We start from the raw sequence: 23,298 nt of genomic DNA, 5'->3' as shown, positions 1-23,298 counted from the left end.
CGAAAGTCGGACTGAGAATTCAGGTCCGGCTTTCGGGGAGCAGTTTTTGTATGAGGGCGCCAGGTTCTGAAAACCTGAGTTACTGTTACTTGCCGTTGTGAAGCAGCGCTGGCAGCGCCTTAGTGGGCCCCCTGCGACTCCAACAGGTCGGCGAGCATGCTGAGGGCCCCCTCCGCTGTTTGGAGGCCTGAATGTCCCTCCAGGGCCGCATCCCGAATGGAGAGCTCCACTTCACACCCGTAGTGGAAGTCTGCGGTCATGACTTCCAGCAGCGAGCGGGCATCTACGCCTTCAATACCTGCCTTGCTGATGGTGACCGGCAGCCCGGTGTCGGTCACGGCCCTGACGAATACAGCAGCTGGTCTGGCATGAAGGCCGATCGACGCCGACACCACGGCCTTGTGAATGGGCAACGGGACTCCTTTTGTCACAACGGCCCCCTCCGTCAATTTTCAAATTTTCCTGTCCAAATATATCCGCCGGGATGTATGGGCTCCCAAACCGGCCGGCATGTGGCCACCACTGGTCTAGACCTCCGCCGGTTTAGCTTAAGATTGGATGGTGAACAGAGAAGCAGGGGCTCCGGGCCATGGCCGGTAGCGCAGGCGCCGTCGCAGGCGAGATAGACCGTAGCAGCGGGACTGCCATCTACATTCAGCTGCGCGAGATCCTTCGTTCCTACATTGCGGACTCCTGCCCGCCTGGATCGGCACTGCCTTCGGAACGGGACCTTGCCGAACGCTTTGGCCTCGCGCGAATGACTGTGCGCCAGGCCATCGATGCACTGGTCGGTGAAGAGGTCATAGAACGCGTAGTGGGCCTTGGCACGTTCGTCCGCAAGCCAAAGCTTGACCTGCAGGTCAAGCTGACCTCGTACAGCGAGGAGATGCAGCGCCGCGGCATGGTGCCGGCCGCCAAGGTACTGAGCTTTGAGCAGATCGCTGCCAGCGCCTTCCTGGCCCGTGAGCTTCAGCTGGAGGAGGGAACGGCCCTGGTGCGTTTCCGCCGCCTTCTGCTGGCGGACGGCGAGCCTATGAGCGTGGATGAAAACTTCATTCCGGCGCACCGGGTGCCGGGGCTTTTGGACGGTGAACCGCCCACATCCCTCTACAACGTGCTCAGCGAGCAGTTCGGGCTTGTGATGGAGTGGGGCGAGGACATGATTGAAGCGACGGCGGCATCGCCCTCCACCGCCCGGCTACTCAACGTCGACGTCGGATCACCGCTGCTGAAGATCCAGCGGCATGCGTTCGTGGCCCGGGCCATGGTGGACTACTCCGTCTCGTACTACCGCGCTGACCGTTACAAGCTATGGGTTCCGCTGCAGCGTCCGGGAGCGCGGCCGGCCCGAAATCATTCGTCCGGCTACCGGAACCCGTAGCTGTTATAGCCCTGGTTCCCAGGGAACCAAATAGAAGCACGGCACAAAAAGGAAAGGCCCGATCATGAGGACCGGGCCTTTCCTTTGTGCTGTGGTAGCTGTCTTAGTGGCTGAGGCTCTTGCTTTCCTCGGCTGCTTCAACTGCCGGGTGGGCGTGGTGGCCGTGTGCTGCCTCCAGCTCCGCGGGTGTGGCCGGGGCTACGCGGTCCTCGAAGAACCACTGTGAGAGCCAGGCGCGCTGCTTCTCCTTGCGGGTGACGATGCCGTGATCGTTGGGCACTGCCGGAAGTGGTGCCGGTGACTCGAAGCCAACCAGCTTGTAGCGCTTGTACTCGTCCAGCGGCGCGTGCACCTCAATGAACTCACCATGCGGCAGTCGCACGATGCGTCCGGTCTCACGGCCGTGGAGCGCGATTTCGCGATCCTTGCGCTGAAGTGCCAGCGCGACGCGTTTGGTGACGATGAACGCGATGATCGGGCCGATGAAGAAGAGCGCCCGGAGCCAGTAGGTGACATCGTTCAGCGACACATGGAAGTGCGTAGCGATGAGGTCCGAGCCGGCAGCTGCCCACATCACGCAGTACCAGACGAAGCCGGCCATGCCGATGGCAGTACGCGTTGGTGCGTTGCGGGGACGGTCCAGGACATGGTGCTCTCGGTTGTCCTTGGTGATCCACCGTTCGATCCACGGGTACATGAACATCACCGTGAAGAGAATGCCTGCGGGAACCAGGGCCGGCAGCAGGACATTGAGGGTGAGCGTGTATCCGAAGATGACGTACTCGAAGTGGAAGTCCCCGATCACACCGGGCATCAGGCGCAGGGCACCGTCAACAAAGCCGATGTACCAGTCAGGCTGGGTACCTGCCGACACCGGTGAGGGGTCGTAGGGGCCGTAGTTCCAGATCGGGTTGATGGTGAAGAACCCCGCCATCAGTGCGATGACACCGAAGACGATGAAGAAGAATCCGCCTGCCTTGGCAGCGTATACGGGGCCCAGCGGGTAGCCTACGACGTTTCCGTCGTTGCGGCCGGGGCCGGGGTACTGGGTGTGCTTGTGGATGACCACCATAAACAGGTGCAGGACGATCATCAGGAGGATCAGCGCCGGAACCAGCAGGATGTGGAGCATATAGAGCCGGCCAATGACCATCGTTCCGGGGAATTCGCCTCCGAAGAAGAAGAAGGAAGCGTAGGTTCCGATCACCGGGATTGCCTTCATGACGCCGTCGATGATGCGCAGGCCGTTGCCGGACAGCAGGTCATCGGGGAGGGAGTAGCCGGTAAAGCCGGCTGCCATCGCCAGGATGAGCAGGACGCCACCCACCACCCAGTTCATTTCACGGGGCTTCCGGAAGGCTCCGGTGAAGAAGACGCGGAGCATGTGCACGGCGATGGACGCCACGAACAGCAGGGCCGCCCAGTGGTGCACCTGACGCATGAACAGGCCGCCGCGAACGTCGAAGGAGATGTCCAGCGATGAGCTGTAGGCGACTGACATCTCGACGCCCTTGAGGGGCACGTACGAGCCGTCGTAGTGCGTTTCCGCCATCGACGGATCGAAGAAGAACGTCAGGAACGTACCTGACAGCAGCAGGATGACGAAGGAATACAGCGCGACTTCGCCGAACATGAACGACCAGTGGTCCGGGAAGACTTTCCGCCCGAATTCACGCAGGATTCCGGCGCCGCCGACGCGCTCGTCAACGAAATCGGTAATGCGTCCGGCTTTGGTCTTGGCGACGAAGGCGGGGGCTTCAGCTCTTGATGCTGCGCTCATGCTCATCACGCTCCCAGTAACTAGGTCCTACAGGTTCTTTGAAGTCGCTGGTTGCGACCAGGTAGCCCTCGTCATCCACGGCAATGGGAAGCTGCGGAAGGGGCCGGCTGGCCGGGCCAAAGATCACTTTGCACTCGTTGGTGAGATCAAAAGTGGACTGGTGGCACGGGCACAGCAGGTGGTGCGTCTGCTGCTCGTAAAGAGCAACGGGGCACCCGACGTGAGTGCAGATCTTGGAGTAGGCAACGATTCCGTTGTAGCTCCAGTCCTCGCGGCCCGCCGAAGGATTCAGCGATGCCGGATCCAGGCGCATCAGCAGCACAACAGCCTTGGCTTTTTCGTTGAGCTTGCCCTCATGCAGTTCGTTCAGGCCTTCCGGGATGACGTGGAAGGCGGAGCCGAGGGTGACGTCCGAAGCCTTGATCGGGGTCCCGTCAGGGTCCCTGGCCAGGCGCTTGAGCTTGCCCTCCTGGGGTGCCCACATGGTGTGCGACAGTGCCATGTCGGGGCGCGGGCCCAAGTCACCGAATATAGCCACTGCGGGCAGGGGCGCCAGGGCAACAGCGCCGAGAAGGGTGTTGCGGATGAGCGGACGGCGCTTGATTCCGGTCTCTTCCACAATGTCATCTACGATGCGGACAGCGGCGAGGCGGTCCTCTTCCGTGCGGATGCCATGGCGTTCTTCCGAGACCTCATGGTCCGGCATGAGGGCCTTGGCCCAATGGACAATGCCGGTACCGATGCCAAGCATGGCAAAAGCAGTGCCGATGCCCAGCAGGGCATTCTGGAGGCGGACAGCGGCAATGCTGGAATCGTTGCCAAGGTCGATGGCGAAGTACGCCACCAGGAAGATCACGGTGCCGACAACAGAGCTGCCAAAAAGTAGGGCGACCTGCCGTTCTGCACGCTTTGCGGCCTTCGGGTCCGTGTCAGCCAGGCGCAAACGATGCGGAGGGAGTCCAGGATCCTGGAACTTCTCCACCTCATTCTGACCAGCCGTAGCTACGGTGCCCGAGTGGCTCGGACTGCCGTCACTATGGTTGCCCATAATTCGCCTCATCCTTCTCTCGTCCCGGCTTCTGCCGAGTTAGTTTTTCAATTTCGAACTGCTGACTGATCAGCAGAAGTTTTTTCTGTGGCAAGCGAAACGCCTAGGACGTCCGCGAGGTCAGCCAGATGGTGAAAGCGATGATGACACCCAGCCCCGCGACCCAGACGAACAGGCCTTCGGCGACAGGACCCAGTGCACCGAGGTCGGCGCCGCCGGGGGAGCCGTTGGACTCGATCTGCTTCAGGAACGTGATGATGTCGCGCTTGCCTTCGGGGGTGATGTTGGCATCGCTGAATACAGGCATGTTCTGCGGGCCGGTAGCCATGGCCTCGTAAATGTGCTTGCCCGAAACATCGGCCAGGGCGGGTGCGAACTTACCCCGCGTCAGCGCACCGCCGGCAGCGGCAGCGTTGTGGCACATGGCGCAGTTGGTGCGGAAGAGCTCGCCGCCTTCGGCTGAGTTACCCTTTTCGTCCAGCAGGTGCTCTTCAGGGATTGCCGGCCCGGCTCCCAGGGAAGCAACATAGGCTGAAAGCTGGTGGGTCTGTTCGTCGTTGAACTGAACTGGCTTCTCGGCGGCCTGCGGGCCGTTCATCTGCATGGGCATCCGGCCGGTGCCAACCTGGAAGTCAACCGCTGCGGCGCCGACACCCACGAGGGACGGGCCGTCCTGGCTTCCGCTGGCGCCCATGCCGTGGCAGGTGGCGCAGTTAGCCGCGAAGAGCTTGCCGCCCTCTTCAACATCATCGGCGCTGTAGCTGGTGGTGGAAGCCTTCGCCTCGTTGACGGTGGTGGCAACGGCGTAAAGCCCACCAGTGACGAGGAGCCCCATCAGGAGCAGCGCTATTGCTGCAAGTGGGTGACGCCGCTTTTGCGAGAGTGCCTTCACGTGGTGGTTCCTTTATTCGATCGTGCGTCGGCTCCGTGAGCCGCTTCTTGAAATTCTGCCTCTTGTAGAAAAAGAATCAAAGCTGGCTACTTGAGTACGTAGATGACCAGGAAAAGGCCGATCCACACGACATCCACGAAGTGCCAGTAGTAGGACGTGACAATCGCGGAGGTTGCTTCAAAGTGACCAAACTTCTTCGCGGCGAACGAGCGGCCGATGATGAAGAGGAAGGCCACGAGGCCACCGATAACGTGCAGGCCGTGGAACCCGGTGGTGATGTAGAAGGCCGAGCCGTAGGCGTTGGAGGAGAGCGAAACATGCTCAGATACCAGCATCGCGTATTCCGTGGCCTGGCCGGCGACGAAGAACGCGCCCATGAGGAAAGTCAGGGTGAACCACTCGTTCATGCCCCAGCGGGAGAACTGGAACGGGCCACCGGACTTGCGGGGCTGCAGCCGTTCGGCGGCGAAGACGCCCATCTGGCAAGTAAAGGAACTGGCCACAAGGACAATCGTGTTGACGAGCGCAAAGGGGAAGTTGAGCTTGGCCGTCTCTTCCGCCCACATCTCACCGCTAGTGGAGCGCAGCGTGAAGTACATGGCGAAGAGACCGGCGAAGAACATCAACTCGCTGGACAGCCACACTACGGTTCCAACGGAAACCATATTGGGGCGGTTCAGCGTGGGGTGCGCCGGGGTACTGGGGGCATGGGTCGCAGATGTCACATAGACATTATGTCTATAAACTTCCGTAGTTCCCAACGCGAACCGGCTTTTCGTTGGGACTTTTTCTACAAAGACGCGAAATCAGCGGGAAAAGTTCCCGGCCGGGTTCACATTGGTCAGGGCCGCCGCCCGGTCGATAGCATCAGGGGGTGACTTCTCAGGCATCGGCACCGGCGGCCGGCAACACGTGGCCGCGCCTCATCTCCGCACTCATTAATGGCACAGACCTGACAGCGGACAGTACCGCCTGGGCGATGGGCACCATTATGTCCGGCGAGGCGACCCCGGCTCAGATTGCCGGCTTCCTGGTTGCCCTCCGCGCCAAGGGCGAAACTGTCGAAGAGATCTCAGGTTTGGTCGAAGCAATGCTGGGCCACGCCCGGCCGGTGAGTATTTCCGGGCAGAAACTGGACATTGTTGGTACCGGGGGAGACCAGCTCAACACAGTGAACATTTCCACCATGGCGGCCCTGGTGGCTGCAGGTGCCGGTGCCAAGGTGGTGAAGCACGGCAACCGCGCGGCGTCGTCCTCTTCCGGTTCGGCCGATGTGCTGGAGGCATTGGGGGTCAGGCTGGACCTCCCCATCGACCAGGTGGCCAGCAACGCCGAGGAAGCAGGCATCACCTTCTGCTTTGCGCAGGTATTCCATCCGTCGTTCCGTCACACCGCCGTGCCCCGGCGTGAACTGGCCATCCCCACCGCCTTCAACTTCCTGGGCCCGCTGACCAACCCGGCTCATGTCCAGGCCTCAGCCGTTGGGGTGGCAAACGCCAGGATGGCGCCTTTGGTGGCAGGCGTATTGGCCCGCCGGGGGAGCAGGGGCCTGGTGTTCCGCGGAGACGACGGGCTGGACGAACTGACCACCACCGGACCCTCGACGGTCTGGGAGATCCGGGACGGTGACGTCACCGAGTCGTCGTTCTCCCCGGCCGATCTTGGAATCCGTCCGGCGACTGTGGAAGAGCTGCGTGGCGGAGATGCGCAGGCCAATGCCGCCGTCGTGCGCGACGTCCTGGCCGGCAAGGCCGGACCAGCCCGCGATGCAGTCCTGCTCAATGCGGCAGCAGGACTGGTGGCTTTCGATACAGAAGCCCACGGGCCATTCCTTGAACGTATGCGAACAGCGCTGGCGCGGGCCACTGCCTCAATCGACTCAGGTGCTGCCGCCGCAGTCCTTGATAAGTGGGTATCGCTCACGCAGGCCTGACCCGCCGCCTGGCAGTGCCAGACGGCAGAGCGGGGCCCCGGCTGATTCGCCGGGCCCCGCTCTGCGTTCGGTTGCTGTGGAAGCTACTGCTCGAAGCCCAGCGCGAACGCCGCATCCAGGTCGTGCTGGGAGTAGGCGCGAAAAGCGATGTGGGTGCTGGTATGCACCACAGCCGGAACCTTCGAGAGCCTGTCTGCAATGACATCGGCCAGTTCCTCATGGCGCGAGACCCGGGCCACGGCAATGAGGTCCCATTCCCCGGTAACGGAGTACACCTCACTGATGCCCTGGATGGCGGAAATCTCCTCGGCCGTTTCGGGAATGCGGGCGGCATCTGTTTTGATCAGAACGAATGCGGTGATCACTTCAATCCTTCCGGATTTGTAGGCCGTAGCAGTGCGCCGGCGGGACTGTTCAGTGCTGCCAGCCTATTACATCGCTCCGGTCATGAGCCCTTGTTTGCCGGGCGCCGCAACCGGATGAGCAGTGCCAGCAGGAGACGGTAGCCCATAAGGAACACGCCCAAAGTCAGCAGGGCGACGACGACAAACGCGATCACCACGGTTTGTCCCGTCAGCGCACGCAGGAGCATCCCGCCCGCGACGGCTCCGAGCCAGACTGCCAGCCCTGCCGGGCGGACAGACAGGGGACGGCGCCAGACTCTTGCCGCAGCCCACGCGAGCGCAGCTCCGGCAAGGAAGGGCCAGGCCGTCAGCAGTACCCCCGTGACGACGTCGCCGCGCTGATGGGCGTCCCGGCCGATGGCTGCGAAGACCAGGATAAGGAGGGCATCAGTCGAGGCCGCTCCCGCGATGACAAGGCGGCCGGCGCCGTCGGACCTGTTTTGCTGTTTCGTCTGTCTGGTCTCGGGATTCACGCCTTCGAGCCTAACGGTTTCCCGACAGAGAAAAGCCGTGAGTCCTGCCACGTGCCCTTCGGCGACCCATCAGGAATCGTTGTGCAGCCATGCACGCCGGATTAGGCTCAGCTCGGATAGGAAGCAGATGCAGCAAATTTCGACATGCCTGTGGTTCGAGAACCAGGCCGAAGAAGCCGCCGGTTTATACACGTCGGTCTTCAGTGATTCCCGGATCCTTAACGTGGCCCGGTTCGGGGAGGGCGGCCCAGGGCCTGCGGGCCAGGCAATGACGGTGGAGTTCGAGATCGAAGGGCGCAGGTTTATGGCACTCAATGGCGGCCCGGCGAGCAATTTTACCGAAGCAGTTTCCTTTGTGGTCGATTGCGCCGATCAGGACGAGGTGGACCGGTACTGGGCAGCACTTACCGACGGCGGATCCGAGCAGCGGTGCGGGTGGCTGAAGGACCGTTATGGGGTGTCCTGGCAGATCATCCCCTCGGTTCTCGGATCACTCCTGGGGGGTGCTGATCCCGAGGGCTCGCAGCGCGCCATGCAGGCGATGCTTGGAATGCAGAAGTTGGACATCGCGCAGCTTCAGCAGGCCTACGACGGCTGACCGGCCGCCAGCCTCCGCAGCGACAGGCCCTCCGCGAAGCTCTGCCCGGCCGCGGGCCCGGAAAGCACGGATCGTATGAGCCGCTCCAAGGTGGCCAGGCCATCGGTGGAGAGCACAGATTCCAGGTGTCCCTGAATGGATGCGACCCCTTCGCCGCGTAACGCGTTCACGATGCCGTTGTCTGCGGAGATCTCCAGGTTGAGGCGAGGTGTTGCCAGCTGGCCTGGCTCAGCCATGGCGGCGAAGGTGTTGTAAAAGCCGAGGCTGGCCCGGGTACCGAAAACGTCTGCGTCAAGCCGTGTGCCCTGACGCGGGGTAGGCAATGCTTCAACGGGAAGCCCCGCAAGGATCGACAGGAGCTGGTGGCTCAGGCAGACGGCCAGCAGCGGCCGGCCCGCCTCCAGCCTGGCAAGCATCAGGGTCCGCACGGTTGCCAGCCGCCTGCTGGTGTCGCTCCGCGGATCTCCGGGGCCAGGGCCGAAGACCACCAGGTCGGCGGTGGAAATATCCACGGCGGCATCCCATCGGACCACGGTGGTTTCCATGCCGAGGTGGCGCAGTTGATGGGCGAGCATCTCGGTAAACTGGTCCTCGCAGTCGATGACAAGCGCTGTTTTGCCGGCAAGGGGCGGGTGTTGTTCCCAGCCCTGGGGGCGGATCCAAAACGGTGCCAATTGGCTGTTTCGATCCAGAAGCGCCTCAGCCACGCCTGGCAGTGAGTTCAGGTCCACGGCCGGTGGGGCCGGCGTCGAGGGGAGGAGCCCAAGCGCCGAGAGTATTCCTGACGCTTTTGCATGCGTTTCTGCTGCCTCTCCTTCCGGCGTCGAGAGCCGAACGAGCGTAGCGCCTGCCGACACGGTGACGGCGCCGGTCCCGTCCACGTGGGCCGTGCGGATGAGGATTGGTGCGTCCAGCTCATAGGAAACGCAACCGTTCCCGTCCATTCGGGACTCAAAGAACGCCAAGACACCTGAGTAGTATCCGCGGCCACCCTCTTCATGGCGTTCGATAACGGAACAGGCGTTCTCCATGGGAGAGCCGGTAACGGTGGGAGCGAACATGGTGGCACGCAGGACCTCCCGCAGATCCAGTCCGGTTCGGCCCTCCAGCAGATACTCGGTGTGGCTGAGCCTGGACATCTGCTTGAGGTACGGGCCCAGGATGCGCCCGCCGTCCGGACAGATGGCGCTCATCATCTTCAGTTCCTCATCGACCACCATAAAGAGTTCGCCACTCTCCTTGATGTCGGACAGGAATCCCAGGACGCCTTCTGCAGTGGGACCGGCGCCTGGGTGCCTGTATGTCCCGGAAATGGGATTCATCGTTACCATGCCGTCCTTGACCGAGACGTGGCGCTCCGGAGTTGCTCCGACAAGTGAATGCCCGGGGGAGTGCACCGCAAAGGTCCAGTAGGCGCCCTGCTCTGCGAGGAGCAGCGCACGCATCCATGCAAGCACCGCAAACGCCGGGGAAGCTTCGATGCCTCCGCGGAAAGAGCGCCGGATGACAAAGTTGGCGCCTTCGCCTTGTCCAATTTCCTCGTCGATAACCCGCCGTACGATCCCGGCGTAGTCTGCGTCGGACGTCTCAAACCCCAGAGACTCGATGGGAACCGTATTGGCGGGAAGAATGGCCAGCGCTTCAGCGATGGTTACCGTTTCACGTTCCGTTACGAGCAGGCAACGGAGCGGCGCGCCGTCGTCGGTCGCCATAAATCCGCGCTCCCTGACCTGGCGGAACGGAACCATGGTAAGCACGTCCTGCCCGCCGGACGTCCAGTCGAGGGGAATGTCCGCCAGGTTCTCGACGTCGACAATGTCGCCTGTGAGGACGTCTACGACGTCGGACTGCTGGCGCCGTATGACGGCGAAAGGCAGTGACGCCTCCGTGGAGGAGTTAACGATGCGGGTGAGGAGCGAGGTCATGGACAGTCCCTGGGTTTATGTCCACCCCGCCCGACCGGTGCAGCAAAAAAACGACCGCCTGGCGAGGCGGTCGTGAGCGTGGTTGTGCGCGCGTCAGTCCGCCTTACGGGGCGGGCCACCAAGAAGAAGAAGCTGAGAAGCGCATGGGCCCGATCTTAGGGGGCCGGAGCCGCTTCCCGCAAGCGGGCATCGTGGGGCGGAGGGCCGGCGCTCCCGCCCCACGATGTACCGCAGTCACTGCGTGCATTCCGGGTCCTTTTGAGCCGGAGCTAGTCAACCATCCGGAATGTTGCGTCTGCACGGTCCAAGTCGCTCACCATTGGAGCCAGAACCAGGGCGTAGTTCTGGTGGCGGATATACCGGTCCGGGAAGTTGTGCGACCGGAAGGATGTCAGGCGGCTGTGGCCCAGGCCGGGCACAGGAAGGAAGGTCGTGTCCGCTTTGAAGATCGCCGAGCCGTCATTCTTCACCAGGCTGAACTGGTAGTTCCAGTGGCGCAGGAAGTAGCCGGGCATGTCCAGGGATTCAAAGGAGATTCGCCCTTCTGCCCCGCTGGCAAGCCCGGGAACTACCCGGAACTGTGAGTCGTTGACCGGCGACGTCGTGGGATCGAGGCGGACTGTTGCACCGGAGTGCCGGACATAGCGGCCCGGGACGTTGAAGCTTTGCAACCGGGAAAGGCGGCTGCCGGTCTGGGCGGGATACTGCATCAGCGTGCCGAATCCGAGGGCGTCATACCCGCCGGAGGTGCTGCCGTAATCGCCTCCTCCGCTATCCGGCCGAAGGGTGGCAGCGATTTGGCTGACCCAGGGGGTGCTGAGGCCCATGCGGCCGGAGTAGTGTCCCAGGACCTGATCCCACACCGGCCGGGCCTGCCCGCGGGAGCCGGCTCCGGGGACTGTCTGGGTCTGCCAGCCGACGTGGGGTGCGGTAGTGGCCTTTGGGCCGGACTGCCAGGTGTACGGGGTGAACGGGACGTCGTTGCCGAGGTTGTACTTCGCGACGTACTCCGCTGCCTTGAGGAAGCGGTTGTTGTCGTGCCCGTAGCAGTCGATGCCCTGGTTCCAGGCCATTTCGCAGAAGGCACCCATGAGCCCGATGCCCATAATGGTATGCGCCTGGTCGCGGCCGCTCTCCTGCCACTGGGCCAGGCCCTCGTCCTCGTAAACGAAGGGCACGGCGTTCGCCAGCGAGCCGTTGCCCGCCCCGCTCTGGAAGTAGGTGACCGCGCGGTCCACCAGATCGTCGCGGTCCGCGAGGATGCCGATGGCCATGATCGATGCCATGTTGCAGAGGTCCCAGTTGGCCCAGTAGTTCGTGATGACAGCACCATTGTGATTTGTGAGGAAGTCCTCATTCATCGGGTGGAAAATGTTGAGGAGCATGTCCCGGAACCGCTCGAATTCGAAGTCTGGGTGGTCCCGCACCAGCTCTGCCGCGTTAGCGAACTGGTAGCCGTAGATGCCGGCGGCCAGGAAGCGGTCGGCGTTGCCGGTGACCGTGGTCAACATCCCGGACCAGGCGTTGAGGATCCGCACGGCAGCCGCACCATGGGCGGCGTCGCCGGAGATCCGCCACCTCAGGGCGTTCTGGTACGCGGCATGGACGTCGGGGAACAGCTGCCCGTAGTTGGAGCCGTCGCCGCCGCGGACGACTGTCTCCAACGGACGCGGCTGCCAGCCGGAATGGGAACGCCCGTTTGCCACCAGGCGGTCCCAGCCACCCAGCCAGGGCTGGGCGCCACTGTCCACCTGTGTCGATACGCGTTCGATGTCCGACAGCGTGTGCACCAGCCCAGGGTGTGCGTAGGTGGACGTCCCGGCTGCAGTGGCGAGCGGCACGGGACGGGGCTTGTCCTTGGCTGCCGAAGCACCCAAATTTCCGAAAGCTGCAAGAGGTATGGCCAGTGAGGCGCCTGCTATCAGGGACCTGCGTGAAATCGTACTGCCGAATGAGTGCGGGTGGCGGTAATTCGTCGTCATTGACTTCCGTTCGCTAGGGCTGGCTGAAGTTGTGGGTCCGTCGATTACGACTGCGACGGCGGCACTGCACTCCGTCCAGACATGGGCCCGCCCCACGGCTCGCCATGGCAATCACAGCGGGCGCAGTTGGTGAGTGAGCGCTAACAACACTCTCCCACGTCCATCCGCAGCATTGAAAAATTGCCATACACCGGGCCGAAGGGCAGCGGGAAATCGTTATCCCGCTCCGTGAATACTCACATGGGAGGGCCGGAAGTTCAAGAGCCGGCCTGAATCGGTCAGAGCACGATTGCTCCGCTATCAAGAGTGGCGGGTTTCCCTTTGCTGCTTCCTGGCCGTCAGCAGCAGGTATTCCCAGTCCATCTGCGATGGCGCATCACCGTGGGCGTCGCTGAAGGTATCGGCCAGTTCCGTGAGCGCCTTGTCCAGAGCCGTGATCTTTTCCTCATCCCCGGCGAGGAACTTGTAGACGGAGATGGTCGGGCCGTAATGGGACTTGAAGTAGTGCAGAAAGTCGTCCGGCCTATGGAAGCTGGTGATTGAGACTGTCTGCGTCCGCGCCTGGACATCCGTGATCCTGTCTCCCAAGAGCTCGCGCACGTGGACTTCGCTGCCCCAAAGAGGCGGTGGCTGGGCACCAGGCGGGGGTGGGGGAGCGAACGGCTTCATGGCCGCGAACATCCTGCCGATGAACCCGTCAGGAGTCCAGCTCAGCAGCCCAATGGTGCCGCCGGGTTTGCACACGCGCACCAGCTCATCAGCAGCCGCCTGGTGGTGCGGTGCGAACATCACACCCAGGCAGGACAGCACCACATCGAATTCGTCGTCAGGAAAGGGCAGGGATTCGGCGTCGGCTTCCATCCATTCCAGTTCAGCCCCACGGTCCGCTGCCTGCCGGCGCCCGGCGTCGAAGAGTTCGGGGGTGAGGTCGCTGGCCACCACTTCCGCTCCCATCATGGCTGCTGGGATCGCCGCGTTGCCGGCGCCGGCGGCCACGTCAAGGACACGCTGCCGGGACTTGACCCCGCACGCTTCGACGAGGATCGCCCCGAGGTCCGGAATCAGTTCGCCGGCGAGGGCTGGGTAGTCGCCCTGGGCCCACATGGCCCGGTGCTTTTGCTTCAGTACCCGGTCCGCGTCGATGGCATCTGTCTGCTCATTCATGTCATTGCCCCTTGCTGTGCAGGTTTTCAATGGACAGCCCGCTGTTGGCCCTTGGAGGCTGTGGTGCGCTTATTGTGAGCGCGGCAGGAGGCGGATGTAAAGCTCGACGACGACGTGGTGGGTTTCGCCGCCGGTCCGTGCCTCTGCATAGACTCGGCTTATGAGTGAAAGTCCGATTGCGGTCGAATGGGAATCAGCGCGCGCGAGCAACCGCGACAACTGGGAAGACCGGGTTCCGTTGCACGAAAAGGCGTATGCGGTCAGCGACTTGGACGATCCGGACTACCTGACCGAAATCGTCCTCACCGACCTTGCCGCGCTGCAGCCGTTCCTTCCAGGGGGCACGGTGGCGGGTCTGGATGTCTGCCACCTTCAGTGCCATATCGGAACGGATACACTGTCCCTGGCGCGGGCCGGTGCCCAGGTCACAGGCGTCGATTTCTCCCCGGCCGCGCTGGAATCTGCCGCCAGGCTGGCACAGCATATGGGACTCGAAGCAACGTGGATCGAGACGGACGTCCTCGAGGCCCGTGCCGCCGTCGAAGGCCATTTTGACCTCGTGTACACCAGCATCGGAACCATTACCTGGCTGCCTGACCTGGACCGTTGGGCAACCCAGGTATCAGGTCTCCTTCGGGCAGGAGGGTTGTTTTACATCCGCGATGGGCATCCTGCCCTCTACGCCCTTGATGAGCACGCCGACGGCCTGCAGCTGAGGTATCCATATTTTGGCAACGGCAGGGCGCAGGTATGGGATGACGAGTCCACGTATGTCGGCGATGGAAAAGTCGCGCACTCCCGGACCTATCAGTGGGCCCACCCCCTGTCCGACATCCTCAACTCGCTCATCAGGGCAGGCCTGCAAATTCTCCGTTTCGACGAGGACAACACCATTCCTTGGAAGTTCAGCCCGCGCATGCTGGAGGTTCCAGGCGGTTATGCGTGGCCGGTGCCCGAGCGGGACCTTGTGCCGTGCACCTACACGATCGTTGCTCGGAAAACAGCCGAATAGACAAGCAGGCAGGATTTCGCACGATCGCGGGGCGATGCGGATGGCGTTGGGCAACCGCATGCATACTGGACGGATGGCTGGAAGTATTTCGCCGACAGCACCTCCACGGTCAGTGTTCGCGGCATTCGGGGCTTCGGGGCCGCCCGAGCGGTTGACTGGCGGCCGGGGGCTCACCTGGCGGGCAGGGCACGTCGTGCTTCGCCCCACTGAGGATTCCGAAGAGGCTGCCTGGAAGTCAGAGGTGCTGGCAGCGCTTGACGGTGCCGGTAAGTTCACCGTTCCACGGCCCATCCGCGACGATCACGGCAAGTGGGTCCGCGACGGCTGGCAAGCTGCCGAGTGGATCCCGGGCGCCGCGGACGAGACCCGGGTTTCCGACGTCGTCCGGGCAGGTGAGGCGTTTCACCGTGCCATTGCGGGGCTCCCGCAGCCGGCCTTCATCATGGCGTCCAACGATCCGTGGAGCAATGCCGACCGTGCGGCCTGGGGTGAGGCGGCTTTGCCTGCCGATCAGCTTCTGGAGCTGTTGGTGGGGGAGTACCACCCGGTGGAAACGCCCTCGCAGGTCATTCACGGTGATCTGTTGGGCAACGTCCTGTTTGCACAGGGGCGGCCGCCGGCGTTGATCGACTGGGCGCCTTATTGGCGTCCGGCAGGACTGGGGGCGGCGATTGCAGTGGCCGATGCCGCCTGTTGGCATGGATACCCGCTGGATGATTTGGCAGGTCACCACGGCATTCCGGAGTGGCGCCAGCTGCTGCTGAGGGCGCTGGTGTTCCGGATGACAACGCTTCACCTGCTCGGGTACTGGGATGACGTGCAGGCAGAGCGGCACGCGCCGATAGCGGAGGCTGTCATCGCCCTTACCGAGCTTTAGGCTGGCTAGAGACATTGTTTTGTGATCGGGGGAAAGAAATGAAGCACGCACTTTCCTGCACTGCCTTGGCCGTCATTGCTCTTTGCCTGGCATCCTGCGCGGCAGCGGTACAAGACGGCGCGACTGCCAGTGTCCCGCCCGTCGAAAGGCCCTCACCATCCTCCACCCTCCGCATCGTCACATCTGATATACCGCAGCTGAGCGGCATGGACGCGCTTTTCTCCGGCACGTTGACGGTAGACGGCAACGGCTGCATACAGGCGAAGACGGCGGGAGATTCTTTCCTGGCCACTCTTGTATGGCCCCAGGGGTACGTGGTCCAGGGAGATTCGAAGTCCTTTGAGGTTCTTGACGCAAGCAAGAATGTTGTGGCGCGTTCGGGCTCGCCTTTTGCCTTCGGCGGTGGCCTTGTTGACTCGTTCCATGACGGGTGGACTGAGCCCGGCTGCGCCAATGGCCCGCTTTGGATGGTCGGAGAAGCAGCAGGCTAGGAGCTGGGGGACTGGGCGAATTGATTCAGCTGTTGGGCCGAAGCATTACTACTGGTAACGGTGATTATTCGGTTTCGAACTATTCTCAGCTGGCTACAGAGCCCGCATTTAAACGGTGGAGCCGATAGTGCCGCCCAGCGGTCTCGTGATGGCCAGTTGAGGAACTCTGCCACCGAGGTTTATCTAGCCGAGACAAGCCCAAGGATCGCAATGGCGACGCCGATCCCAACCCAAGCCCCGGCCATGATCCGCAGTATTCTGACGTTTCGCCGCTTGAATGCCGGCCGGTCCAGATTTGGCTGAAACCACTCGACGCGGATCCTCGCCACCCGTTCCGTCAGGGCAGGTGAAATAGCGAAGAGAAAAATTCCTGCCCCTACCAGTGCCAGTCCGAATATTGTTCCGGGCGTCATGCGTTCTCCCTAGTAGCGGAGTATCTGTTCGGCCATTATCTATGCCATCTCTTTGCCTGCGTAACGCGACCACGGTTCTGCCGCTGCTGCGGAGTGTTTCTGGGTGACTTGGTAGCTGTAGCCGAGCATTTCGGCCACGAGTGGTGCTGGCACTTCATTCACGAGGGCGCGGAGGGATGCGTTGCGTGCGCCCAGGAGGTCGATGCCGATTTCTCTGAGGCGTTCCATGAGCGTGTTGGGGTGGATGTGTTGCCCGGGCCGGTATCCGGGGAACAGCCATTTGCTGCCCGAGCTGCTGCCTGTGCGTAAGTTGGGGCGTGCGGCCAGGTGTTGGGTGAGCAGTGAGGCGAACGGTTCGGGTACTGGCGCTGGATCTCCTTCCGCGAGTGACAGACGCGGGCCATCGGGCGTGAGGATCACGTCGGTGCTTTTCATCGCGGCGATCTTCACGACTGGCTGGGCGTAGAGCAGCAGGAGAGTGGCGGCGACGCGGTAGTGCAGGGTGTCGATGTTGTCGGTGAGGCAGGCTTTGAGCATGGCGAGCCGATGGCCCTGGGAGAGCAGTGGCACGGTCTTGGCTTGTCGGAATCCGATGGTGATGTTGGTGCAGGTCCGGTTCTTGACCGCCCAGACGAAGAAGGTTCTGATGGCGTGTCTGGTGGTCGGGCCGTCGGCCAGCCAGGTGTCGACGTCGGCCTGGACACAGGAGGCGACGGTCCGTCCGTGGGTGAGCTTGAGCCAGGTGAGGAATTTGATGGTTTCGGTGATTTCCTGCTTCGCGCTGTGGACGGGGCCTCGGGTGGGTTTCCCGTGTAGAGACGCTCCGGATGCGTCGCAGGTGGTGCCACCGGGCAAAAGACTCGACCGGCCGTCTGATGTCGGCGTCGTCAAGGTCCGCGAGCTTGTTGGTGAGCCAGCCTTCGAAGAGAGCGAGGTAGTGGTCCCTGTTCGGGAGTAGCTTGTGGTGGGTGAGCAGGCTGCGCATGTGTTCCACCCGCAGGCTGTTTGGTTCCTTGTCCAGCGCTTCATGGCTGAGGGGGATGCCGCCGGTGGCAAGCCGGGCGAGCAAGTCGCGGACACCGGGTTTGCGCAGCCATGTGAGGATACTTTCAGGGCGCTGGGCTCCGCAGAGCGCGCCGAGGAGTTTCGTCGCCGTCGTTTCCGGTCCCCGGGCCTCGTCGACGCGCAACAGGACGGTGAGGTCATCCCGAAGTGAGCAGCGTGCGCAAGTGTTCTGGCGGTAGTGCTCCGTTTCCGTGCCGCAGCGGGAGCAGTGGTAATCCTGGGTGATACCCGCGCAATCGACACAGACCGGTTGGTCGCCGTGGGCAGCAGACCGCCCGGGAAGCATGCGCTCTGTTCGGCAGCCGGGGCAGGGACCGTGGGTGCGCATGGCGATCGTGAAACAGGTCCCGCAGATCCTGCCTTCTGGCCAGCTGGCGCGGTGCCTGCCGGCTGCCCTGGAGCATCTGTCGCAGGTGAACGCCCCTGCCGTGCGGGGCCGGCCGCGGACGGCAATCCGCGGTGTGATTTCAGCCGTCATCGCGGATCACGCGGGCCCGTTTGGGCCGGATGGTCTTGTTCAGGTCCACGACGTTGGCGTCGGAGGCGACCTTGCGGACCTTGGCATCTGTGGCCGTGACGGTGACGAGGTCCTCGGGTCCGCAGGAGAAGATGTCGCAGAGCGCAGCGATCATCATCAGTGAAACGCGTTCCGGGCGCTGGGTGACGAGCCGATAGACCTGGGAGGCAGAGAGTTCGATGCCGCGTTCCTTCAGCAACGGGCTCAAGTCGGTGCTGTTGTGCATTCCCCGGGCTGCCATGAGTTCTGCAAGCCGCCACCGGTAGTCGATCTCTCGTTTCATGAGGTTCAGTCTTCCATTCCGGCCAGGGCGTCCCGGACGGTGGAGTCCAGGGCCCGGCGCAGCGTGTTGACCCGGTAGTCGCTGGAGACGGAGGTATAGAGGGCCGTGGTCGAGGCGTGCTCGTGTCCAGCCTGGTGCTGGACGAACAGGGGGTCCATGCCGGCTTCGATCAGGTGGGTGACGTAGGAGCGGCGCAGCGAGTGGATGTCCAGTCCGGGGGAGAGGCCCAGGTCTTCGCAGTAGCGGTTGAACCTGCGGTTCAGTGCTGTCTCCGAGACAAGGGTGCCGCGTTCGGACGGGAACAGGTCCAGCCCGTCGGTCATGTGCCGGTGGCCGCGTTCCAGCCAGTCGGCGATGACCTCCGCCGACCAGTCAAACACCGTCAGGACGCTGCGGCGTTTCGGGGGAGACCCTTTCATGGCCTTGCCATAGCGGACCTGCAGAACCCCGTACTTGCCGAATTCCCGGGCGTGCGGGTTCCGGGCAAAATCCACGGTCTGGAGGTGTCTGACCTCATTGCGTCGCAGCCCCCAGCTGTAGGCCACCTTGAACAGGACAGCGTCGCGGTAGGCCGGCAGCCAGCCCTTGCGGCCCAAGGTCGCAATCCGGTCCACCTCGTCATCGGCCCGGTCAAAGAAGGCCTGCAGCTCCTGCCTGGTGAACGGGCGCCGGACTGGAGCTGACTCTGTCGCCTGCGCATGGACCGCGGTATTCCAGTCAAAGCAGACCTGCGAAGGGTGCGTTCCAAAGTACTGTTCGCAGACCCGGTCCCAGCCATACTCGGGCGACGCTGCGTAGGCGCAGAACGCCCTCAGCGCTGCCTGGTAGCTCCGGATGGTGGACTGCGCGGCATGCCTCACGCTGCGAAGATCCCCGAAGAACTCATCCACGTGGGCCGGCGTCCACTGCCATGGATACTCGTTAGTGGACTCCTGGAACCGCGTCACCAGCCGTTCGCGGCCCTCGATGGTGCCAAACGCCAGGTTCCGGCTCAACTGCTGGTTGCGCCAGCCAGTGAGCATCTGGGTGAACACGTGGTCCTCCGGGTGAAGGAAACGCACAGCGCCGAAGTCGAGCACCCGTCCCGCTGAATCGACCGCCACGAACCCTCCCGATACATTGCATTGGATGCAAGAATCATGCAATTAATGCAGAACCCGCGCAAATCCGCGGATCTGAAGGCCATTCCAGCCTGATGCAATCCAGCTCCTGAGGGCCTGCGCGGTGGATTTACGAGTAGCCCGGCCGACCCTCCGCACGGTGTTTCGGCAGGTCACAGGCTATTTCGGCTTCAAGTGACGCGATACCGGGTGGCAGTGGGTGGAGGAGGAGTGAATCGTGCATCAGATGCAATAATCACTGTTTTACTTTACATAATGTAGATTATCGGCGTTATTCAACGGTGGTAATCGCTGCTGATGTTGTGTCATCCCGGTGCGAGTTGTTCCATTCGAATGTTGTCGTCAAAGTGCCCCATTTGGGCATTCATTGAAGCCCGCAGAGCGTTTCCTCGCGGCTCCGGTCCAGAGCCTCGAGAATCACAAGGTTTCCTGTACGGGATGCCGTGCAAGGTTTTCACGGGAACGTGCGATCGGCCGGGAAAACCCACCCTGCACGGACATGCCAGGCGGACAATCGAGTTAGTTGACATAACTACCCACATACGCGGCGAGGTGTTCGCCGGTGAGTGTTGGCCGGCTGGTCACAAGATCTGTTGGCGTCCCCTCGAAAACGATCCGGCCGCCGTCGTGGCCTGCTCCCGGTCCGAGGTCGATAATCCAGTCGGCGTGCGCCATCACTGCTTGGTGGTGCTCAATGACAATGACGGACTTTCCGGAGTCGACCAGGCGGTCGAGCAGGCCCAGCAGGTTCTCGACGTCGGCAAGGTGAAGCCCGGTGGTCGGTTCATCGAGGACGTAGACATCGCCTTTCTCAGCCATCTGGGTGGCAAGCTTGACACGCTGCCGCTCTCCCCCGGACAACGTGGTCAGCGGCTGGCCGAGGGTGAGGTACCCGAGCCCAACATCCACGATTCGGTCCAGGATCTTATGGGCGGCGGGCGTACGGGCTTCCCCTTCGCCGAAGAACTTTTCCGCCTCAGTCATGGACATTGCCAGCACCTCGGCGATGTTCCGCCCGGCCATCGTGTATTCCAGGACAGATGCCTGGAACCGCCGGCCCTCGCAGACCTCGCACGTCGACTCGACAGTAGCCATAACCCCCAGTTCCGTGAAGATGACACCCGCGCCGTTGCAGTTGGGGCAGGCGCCCTCGGAGTTGGAACTGAAAAGCGCCGGCTTCACGCCGTTGGCCTTGGCGAAAGCCTTGCGGATGGGTTCCAGCAGGCCGGTGTACGTCGCGGGGTTGCTCCGGCGTGAGCCCTTGATGGCACCCTGGTCAACCACCACCACGCCTTCGCGCCCGGCAACCGAGCCGTGGATCAGTGAGCTCTTCCCCGAGCCGGCGACGCCGGTCACCACGCAGAGCACACCGAGCGGCACATCAACGTCCACATTCTGCAGGTTGTGCGTGCCCGCACCGCGGACCTCCAGCGCACCCTTGGGTGTGCGGACTGCCTTCTTGAGGGCAGCCCGGTCGTCAAGATGCCGCCCGGTGATGGTGTCACTGCGCCGAAGCGCCTCGACGCTGCCCTCGAAGACCACCTCACCGCCGGCGGTGCCCGCACCGGGACCGAGGTCGACGACGTGATCACCAATGGCGATTGTCTCTGGCTTGTGCTCCACGACGAGCACGGTGTTGCCCTTGTCGCGCAACTGCAGCAGCAGCTGATTCATCCGCTCGATGTCGTGGGGGTGCAGGCCGATGGTGGGCTCGTCGAACACATAGGTGACGTCGGTGAGGGAGGACCCGAGGTGCCGGATCATCTTGGTCCGCTGGGCCTCTCCCCCGGACAGCGTGCCCGCCGGCCGGTCCAGTGAAAGGTAGCCGAGGCCTATTTCGGCGAACGAATCCAGCAGGTGCCGCAGCCCCTTCAGCAGCGGTGCCACCGATGGCTCTTTCAGCTCGCGGACCCACCCGGCCAGGTCGCTGATCTGCATCTCGCACAGGTCCGCGATGTTCTTGCCCTGGATCTTTGAGGAGCGGGCCTCCGGGCTCAGCCTGGTCCCGTCGCATTCAGGGCAGGTCTGAAACGTGATCGCACGATCCACGAAAGCCCGGATGTGCGGCTGCATCGCCTCGACGTCCTTGGACAGCATCGATTTCTGGATCTTCGGGATCAAGCCTTCGTAGGTGAGGTTGATGCCCTCCACCTTGATCTTTGTTGGCTCCTTGTAGAGGAGATCCTGCATTTCCTTCTTGGTGAACTTTGCGATCGGCTTGTCCATATTGAAGCCTGCGCCGCTGAAGATGCGGCCGTACCAGCCATCCATGCTGTAGCCGGGCACCGTCAAGGCACCTTCGGCGAGCGACTTGCTCTCGTCGTAAAGCGCAGAGAGGTCAAAGTCAGAGACTGAGCCCATGCCCTCGCAGCGGGGACACATGCCGCCAAGGTAAACGACGTTTTGGACAACGCTCTTCTCTACCCGGCCACTCTTCTCTGTGCTCATCACCCCGCTCGCTTTGCGCGTCGGGACATTAAAGGAGAACGCTGTGGGCGGCCCGACGTAGGGGTTGCCGAGCCGGCTGAACAGAATCCGGAGCATGGCGTGGGCGTCAGTGGCAGTTCCCACGGTGGAACGGGGGTTTGCGCCCATCCGCTCCTGGTCAACGATGATGGCAGTCGTGAGGCCCTCGAGCACGTCAACGTCCGGACGAGCCAGGGACGGCATGAACCCTTGCACAAAGGCGCTGTAGGTTTCATTGATCATCCGCTGCGACTCGGCAGCGATGGTGGCAAACACCAGCGAGCTCTTCCCCGAACCGGAAACGCCGGTGAACACCGTCAGCCGGCGCTTCGGGATCTCGACGCTGACGTTCTTGAGGTTGTTTTCCCGGGCGCCCTGCACGCGGATCAGATCGTGGCTGTCTGCAACGTGCAGTCCCGGCGATTGTGTGTCCGTCCCCGTGGCCGTGCTCATGGTGTCTCCATCCGTTACAGGACCGCGGTCGCGGTCACCTGGCTTTCTCTGTCCAGCTTCGTGCAGTCTAACCAGCCTGTGCTCTGCTCAGTTCAGTTCCTGGATGCGGATCAGGCTTCCCGCTGGATCGCGGAAGGCGCAGTCCCGAATGCCGTACGGCTGGGACGTCGGTTCCTGGACAACCTCCGCGTCGCTTTCCTGCACCTTGGCGAAGACGCCGTCGAGGTCATGAGTGGCCAGCAGGATGATGCCGTAGGTGCCCTTGGCCATCATTTCGGTGATGGTGCGGCGCTCGTCGTCGGTGATGCCGGGGTCTACGGCCGGCGGATGCAGGACGATGGATGTGTCGGGCTGGCCGGCCGGGCCCACCGTGATCCATCTCATGGTGCCGTGTCCCACGTCGTTGCGGACCTCAAAGCCGAGGGTGTCGCGGTAGAAGGCCAGCGAGGCCTCGGGATCGTTGTGCGGAAGGAAGCTTGAGTGAATGGTGATGTCCATGGCAGTCATGCTAACTGCGGCTCCGGGGCCCGTGCTTCTCGATTCCTGACCGGTCTGGTCACCTGTTTCGCCACGCAGGAGGGGATTTCTGCCGCCGCATGGGCGCTCTCGCGCCGGTAGACGCTGGGCGGAACACCCACCAGCTCGGTGAAGCGGGTGCTGAACGTGCCCAGCGACGAGCATCCGACGGCGAAGCAGACTTCGGTGACGCTGAGCTCACCGATGCGCAGCAGCGCCATGGCGCGTTCGATGCGGCGGGTCATCAGGTAGGAATACGGCGACTCGCCGTAGGCCAGACGGAACTGGCGGCTGAGGTGTCCGGCGGACATGTTCACCCCCCGGGCAAGTGCTTCCACATCCAGTGGCCTGGTGTACTCCCGGTCCATCCTGTCGCGGACGCGGCGCAGCAGGGCGAGGTCCCGCAGGTTCGGCGGCGTGGCGGGTTTGCTGGTCACGTCGCGATGCTGCCACGTACCAGTCAGGTTGTCCAGCCCCTGCCGCTACGGTGGCGCCGCGGCCCGG

The 23,298-nt window shown here is 62.9% G+C and carries 24 protein-coding genes; 7 read left to right on the top strand and 17 right to left on the bottom strand.

All coding sequences use genetic code 11. From position 1 onward, the window contains the following. Positions 1–119: 119 nt before the first annotated feature. Entirely contained in the window at positions 120–413 is a 294-nt protein-coding gene (locus F8G81_RS13360; protein WP_267275213.1) for an HPr family phosphocarrier protein, read from the bottom strand. A gap of 176 nt (positions 414–589) precedes the next feature. Between F8G81_RS13360 and F8G81_RS13355 the strand changes: the two genes are divergently transcribed. Continuing rightward, entirely contained in the window at positions 590–1,381 is a 792-nt protein-coding gene (locus tag F8G81_RS13355; protein WP_267275212.1) for a GntR family transcriptional regulator, read from the top strand. 103 nt (positions 1,382–1,484) lie between these two features. On the opposite strand, the gene F8G81_RS13350 is transcribed toward F8G81_RS13355, so the two are convergent. From F8G81_RS13350 to F8G81_RS13335, 4 genes are all read right to left on the bottom strand, one after another. After that, positions 1,485–3,161, bottom strand: coding sequence for a cytochrome b (locus F8G81_RS13350; RefSeq protein ID WP_267275211.1), 1,677 nt, complete (start codon positions 3,159–3,161; stop codon positions 1,485–1,487). Continuing rightward, the gene (locus F8G81_RS13345; RefSeq protein ID WP_267275210.1) at positions 3,139–4,209 is read right to left on the bottom strand and encodes a ubiquinol-cytochrome c reductase iron-sulfur subunit; all 1,071 of its coding nucleotides are present in this window, start codon (positions 4,207–4,209) and stop codon (positions 3,139–3,141) included. The genes F8G81_RS13350 and F8G81_RS13345 overlap by 23 nt, the downstream gene beginning before the upstream one ends. 103 nt (positions 4,210–4,312) lie before the next feature. Continuing rightward, complete coding sequence (locus F8G81_RS13340; protein WP_267275209.1) at positions 4,313–5,101, bottom strand: c-type cytochrome; 789 nt, start codon at positions 5,099–5,101, stop codon at positions 4,313–4,315. Between the two features lie 86 nt (positions 5,102–5,187). After that, on the bottom strand, positions 5,188–5,745 hold the full coding sequence (locus F8G81_RS13335; RefSeq protein WP_416377145.1) for a cytochrome c oxidase subunit 3: 558 nt from the start codon (positions 5,743–5,745) through the stop codon (positions 5,188–5,190). Positions 5,746–5,975: 230 nt separating this feature from the next. On the opposite strand from F8G81_RS13335, the gene trpD reads away from it, so the two are divergent. Beyond that, the gene (trpD, locus tag F8G81_RS13330; protein ID WP_267275207.1) at positions 5,976–7,034 is read left to right on the top strand and encodes an anthranilate phosphoribosyltransferase; all 1,059 of its coding nucleotides are present in this window, start codon (positions 5,976–5,978) and stop codon (positions 7,032–7,034) included. A gap of 83 nt (positions 7,035–7,117) precedes the next feature. On the opposite strand, the gene F8G81_RS13325 is transcribed toward trpD, so the two are convergent. Together F8G81_RS13325 and F8G81_RS13320 are read right to left on the bottom strand one after the other, a co-directional pair. Further along, positions 7,118–7,399 (bottom strand): Lrp/AsnC family transcriptional regulator, encoded by a 282-nt coding sequence (locus tag F8G81_RS13325; RefSeq protein WP_267275206.1) that lies wholly within the window; start codon positions 7,397–7,399, stop codon positions 7,118–7,120. 80 nt (positions 7,400–7,479) lie between these two features. Continuing rightward, positions 7,480–7,848: a DUF3054 domain-containing protein gene (locus F8G81_RS13320; protein WP_416377144.1), complete on the bottom strand. Its 369-nt coding sequence runs from the start codon at positions 7,846–7,848 to the stop codon at positions 7,480–7,482. Positions 7,849–8,038: 190 nt separating this feature from the next. Between F8G81_RS13320 and F8G81_RS13315 the strand changes: the two genes are divergently transcribed. Continuing rightward, a complete protein-coding gene (locus tag F8G81_RS13315) occupies positions 8,039–8,509 on the top strand; it encodes a VOC family protein (protein WP_267275204.1) in 471 nt (156 codons plus the stop codon). Here F8G81_RS13315 and F8G81_RS13310 read toward each other — a convergent pair. The 3 genes from F8G81_RS13310 to F8G81_RS13300 all read right to left on the bottom strand — a co-directional run bounded on the left by F8G81_RS13310 (position 8,497) and on the right by F8G81_RS13300 (position 13,580). Further along, on the bottom strand, positions 8,497–10,434 hold the full coding sequence (locus F8G81_RS13310) for a chorismate-binding protein (RefSeq protein ID WP_267275203.1): 1,938 nt from the start codon (positions 10,432–10,434) through the stop codon (positions 8,497–8,499). The genes F8G81_RS13315 and F8G81_RS13310 overlap by 13 nt on opposite strands. Before the next feature lie 269 nt (positions 10,435–10,703). After that, positions 10,704–12,416, bottom strand: a complete 1,713-nt coding sequence (locus F8G81_RS13305; protein WP_267275202.1) for an AbfB domain-containing protein — start codon at positions 12,414–12,416, stop codon at positions 10,704–10,706. Between the two features lie 300 nt (positions 12,417–12,716). Then, positions 12,717–13,580 carry a class I SAM-dependent methyltransferase gene (locus F8G81_RS13300; RefSeq protein WP_267275201.1) on the bottom strand — a complete coding sequence of 288 codons (864 nt, stop codon included), beginning with the start codon at positions 13,578–13,580 and terminating at the stop codon, positions 12,717–12,719. 160 nt (positions 13,581–13,740) lie between these two features. Between F8G81_RS13300 and F8G81_RS13295 the strand changes: the two genes are divergently transcribed. From F8G81_RS13295 to F8G81_RS13285, 3 genes are all read left to right on the top strand, one after another. Next, positions 13,741–14,592 carry a class I SAM-dependent methyltransferase gene (locus tag F8G81_RS13295; protein ID WP_267275200.1) on the top strand — a complete coding sequence of 284 codons (852 nt, stop codon included), beginning with the start codon at positions 13,741–13,743 and terminating at the stop codon, positions 14,590–14,592. 73 nt (positions 14,593–14,665) lie between these two features. After that, entirely contained in the window at positions 14,666–15,469 is an 804-nt protein-coding gene (locus tag F8G81_RS13290; protein ID WP_267275199.1) for a hypothetical protein, read from the top strand. A gap of 38 nt (positions 15,470–15,507) precedes the next feature. Continuing rightward, positions 15,508–15,960 (top strand): hypothetical protein, encoded by a 453-nt coding sequence (locus tag F8G81_RS13285; RefSeq protein WP_267275198.1) that lies wholly within the window; start codon positions 15,508–15,510, stop codon positions 15,958–15,960. Between the two features lie 179 nt (positions 15,961–16,139). Here F8G81_RS13285 and F8G81_RS13280 read toward each other — a convergent pair whose 3' ends face one another. Next, complete coding sequence (locus F8G81_RS13280; RefSeq protein WP_267275197.1) at positions 16,140–16,373, bottom strand: hypothetical protein; 234 nt, start codon at positions 16,371–16,373, stop codon at positions 16,140–16,142. Positions 16,374–16,412: 39 nt separating this feature from the next. Continuing rightward, entirely contained in the window at positions 16,413–17,264 is an 852-nt protein-coding gene (locus tag F8G81_RS13275; protein WP_267275196.1) for a hypothetical protein, read from the bottom strand. Between the two features lie 73 nt (positions 17,265–17,337). Between F8G81_RS13275 and F8G81_RS13270 the strand changes: the two genes are divergently transcribed. Next, positions 17,338–17,589 (top strand): hypothetical protein, encoded by a 252-nt coding sequence (locus F8G81_RS13270; RefSeq protein WP_267275195.1) that lies wholly within the window; start codon positions 17,338–17,340, stop codon positions 17,587–17,589. A gap of 316 nt (positions 17,590–17,905) precedes the next feature. Here the strand turns inward: F8G81_RS13270 and F8G81_RS13265 are convergent, their stop codons facing one another. The 5 genes from F8G81_RS13265 to F8G81_RS13245 all read right to left on the bottom strand — a co-directional run bounded on the left by F8G81_RS13265 (position 17,906) and on the right by F8G81_RS13245 (position 23,231). After that, positions 17,906–18,238, bottom strand: coding sequence for a helix-turn-helix domain-containing protein (locus F8G81_RS13265; RefSeq protein WP_066275886.1), 333 nt, complete (start codon positions 18,236–18,238; stop codon positions 17,906–17,908). Positions 18,239–18,243: 5 nt separating this feature from the next. Next, the gene (locus F8G81_RS13260) at positions 18,244–19,341 is read right to left on the bottom strand and encodes a tyrosine-type recombinase/integrase (RefSeq protein WP_267275194.1); all 1,098 of its coding nucleotides are present in this window, start codon (positions 19,339–19,341) and stop codon (positions 18,244–18,246) included. A gap of 537 nt (positions 19,342–19,878) precedes the next feature. Next, positions 19,879–22,278 (bottom strand): excinuclease ABC subunit UvrA, encoded by a 2,400-nt coding sequence (locus F8G81_RS13255; RefSeq protein WP_267275193.1) that lies wholly within the window; start codon positions 22,276–22,278, stop codon positions 19,879–19,881. An 87-nt stretch (positions 22,279–22,365) separates the two neighbouring features. Further along, on the bottom strand, positions 22,366–22,785 hold the full coding sequence (locus tag F8G81_RS13250; RefSeq protein WP_267275192.1) for a VOC family protein: 420 nt from the start codon (positions 22,783–22,785) through the stop codon (positions 22,366–22,368). Next, positions 22,782–23,231, bottom strand: coding sequence for a helix-turn-helix transcriptional regulator (locus tag F8G81_RS13245; RefSeq protein ID WP_267275191.1), 450 nt, complete (start codon positions 23,229–23,231; stop codon positions 22,782–22,784). Before F8G81_RS13245 ends, F8G81_RS13250 begins: the two co-directional genes overlap by 4 nt. Between the last annotated feature and the right edge of the window lie 67 nt (positions 23,232–23,298).

This window comes from Arthrobacter sp. CDRTa11, assembly GCF_026427775.1.
Taxonomy (GTDB): domain Bacteria; phylum Actinomycetota; class Actinomycetes; order Actinomycetales; family Micrococcaceae; genus Arthrobacter.
This window is presented reverse-complemented; position numbering and strand designations above follow the sequence as displayed.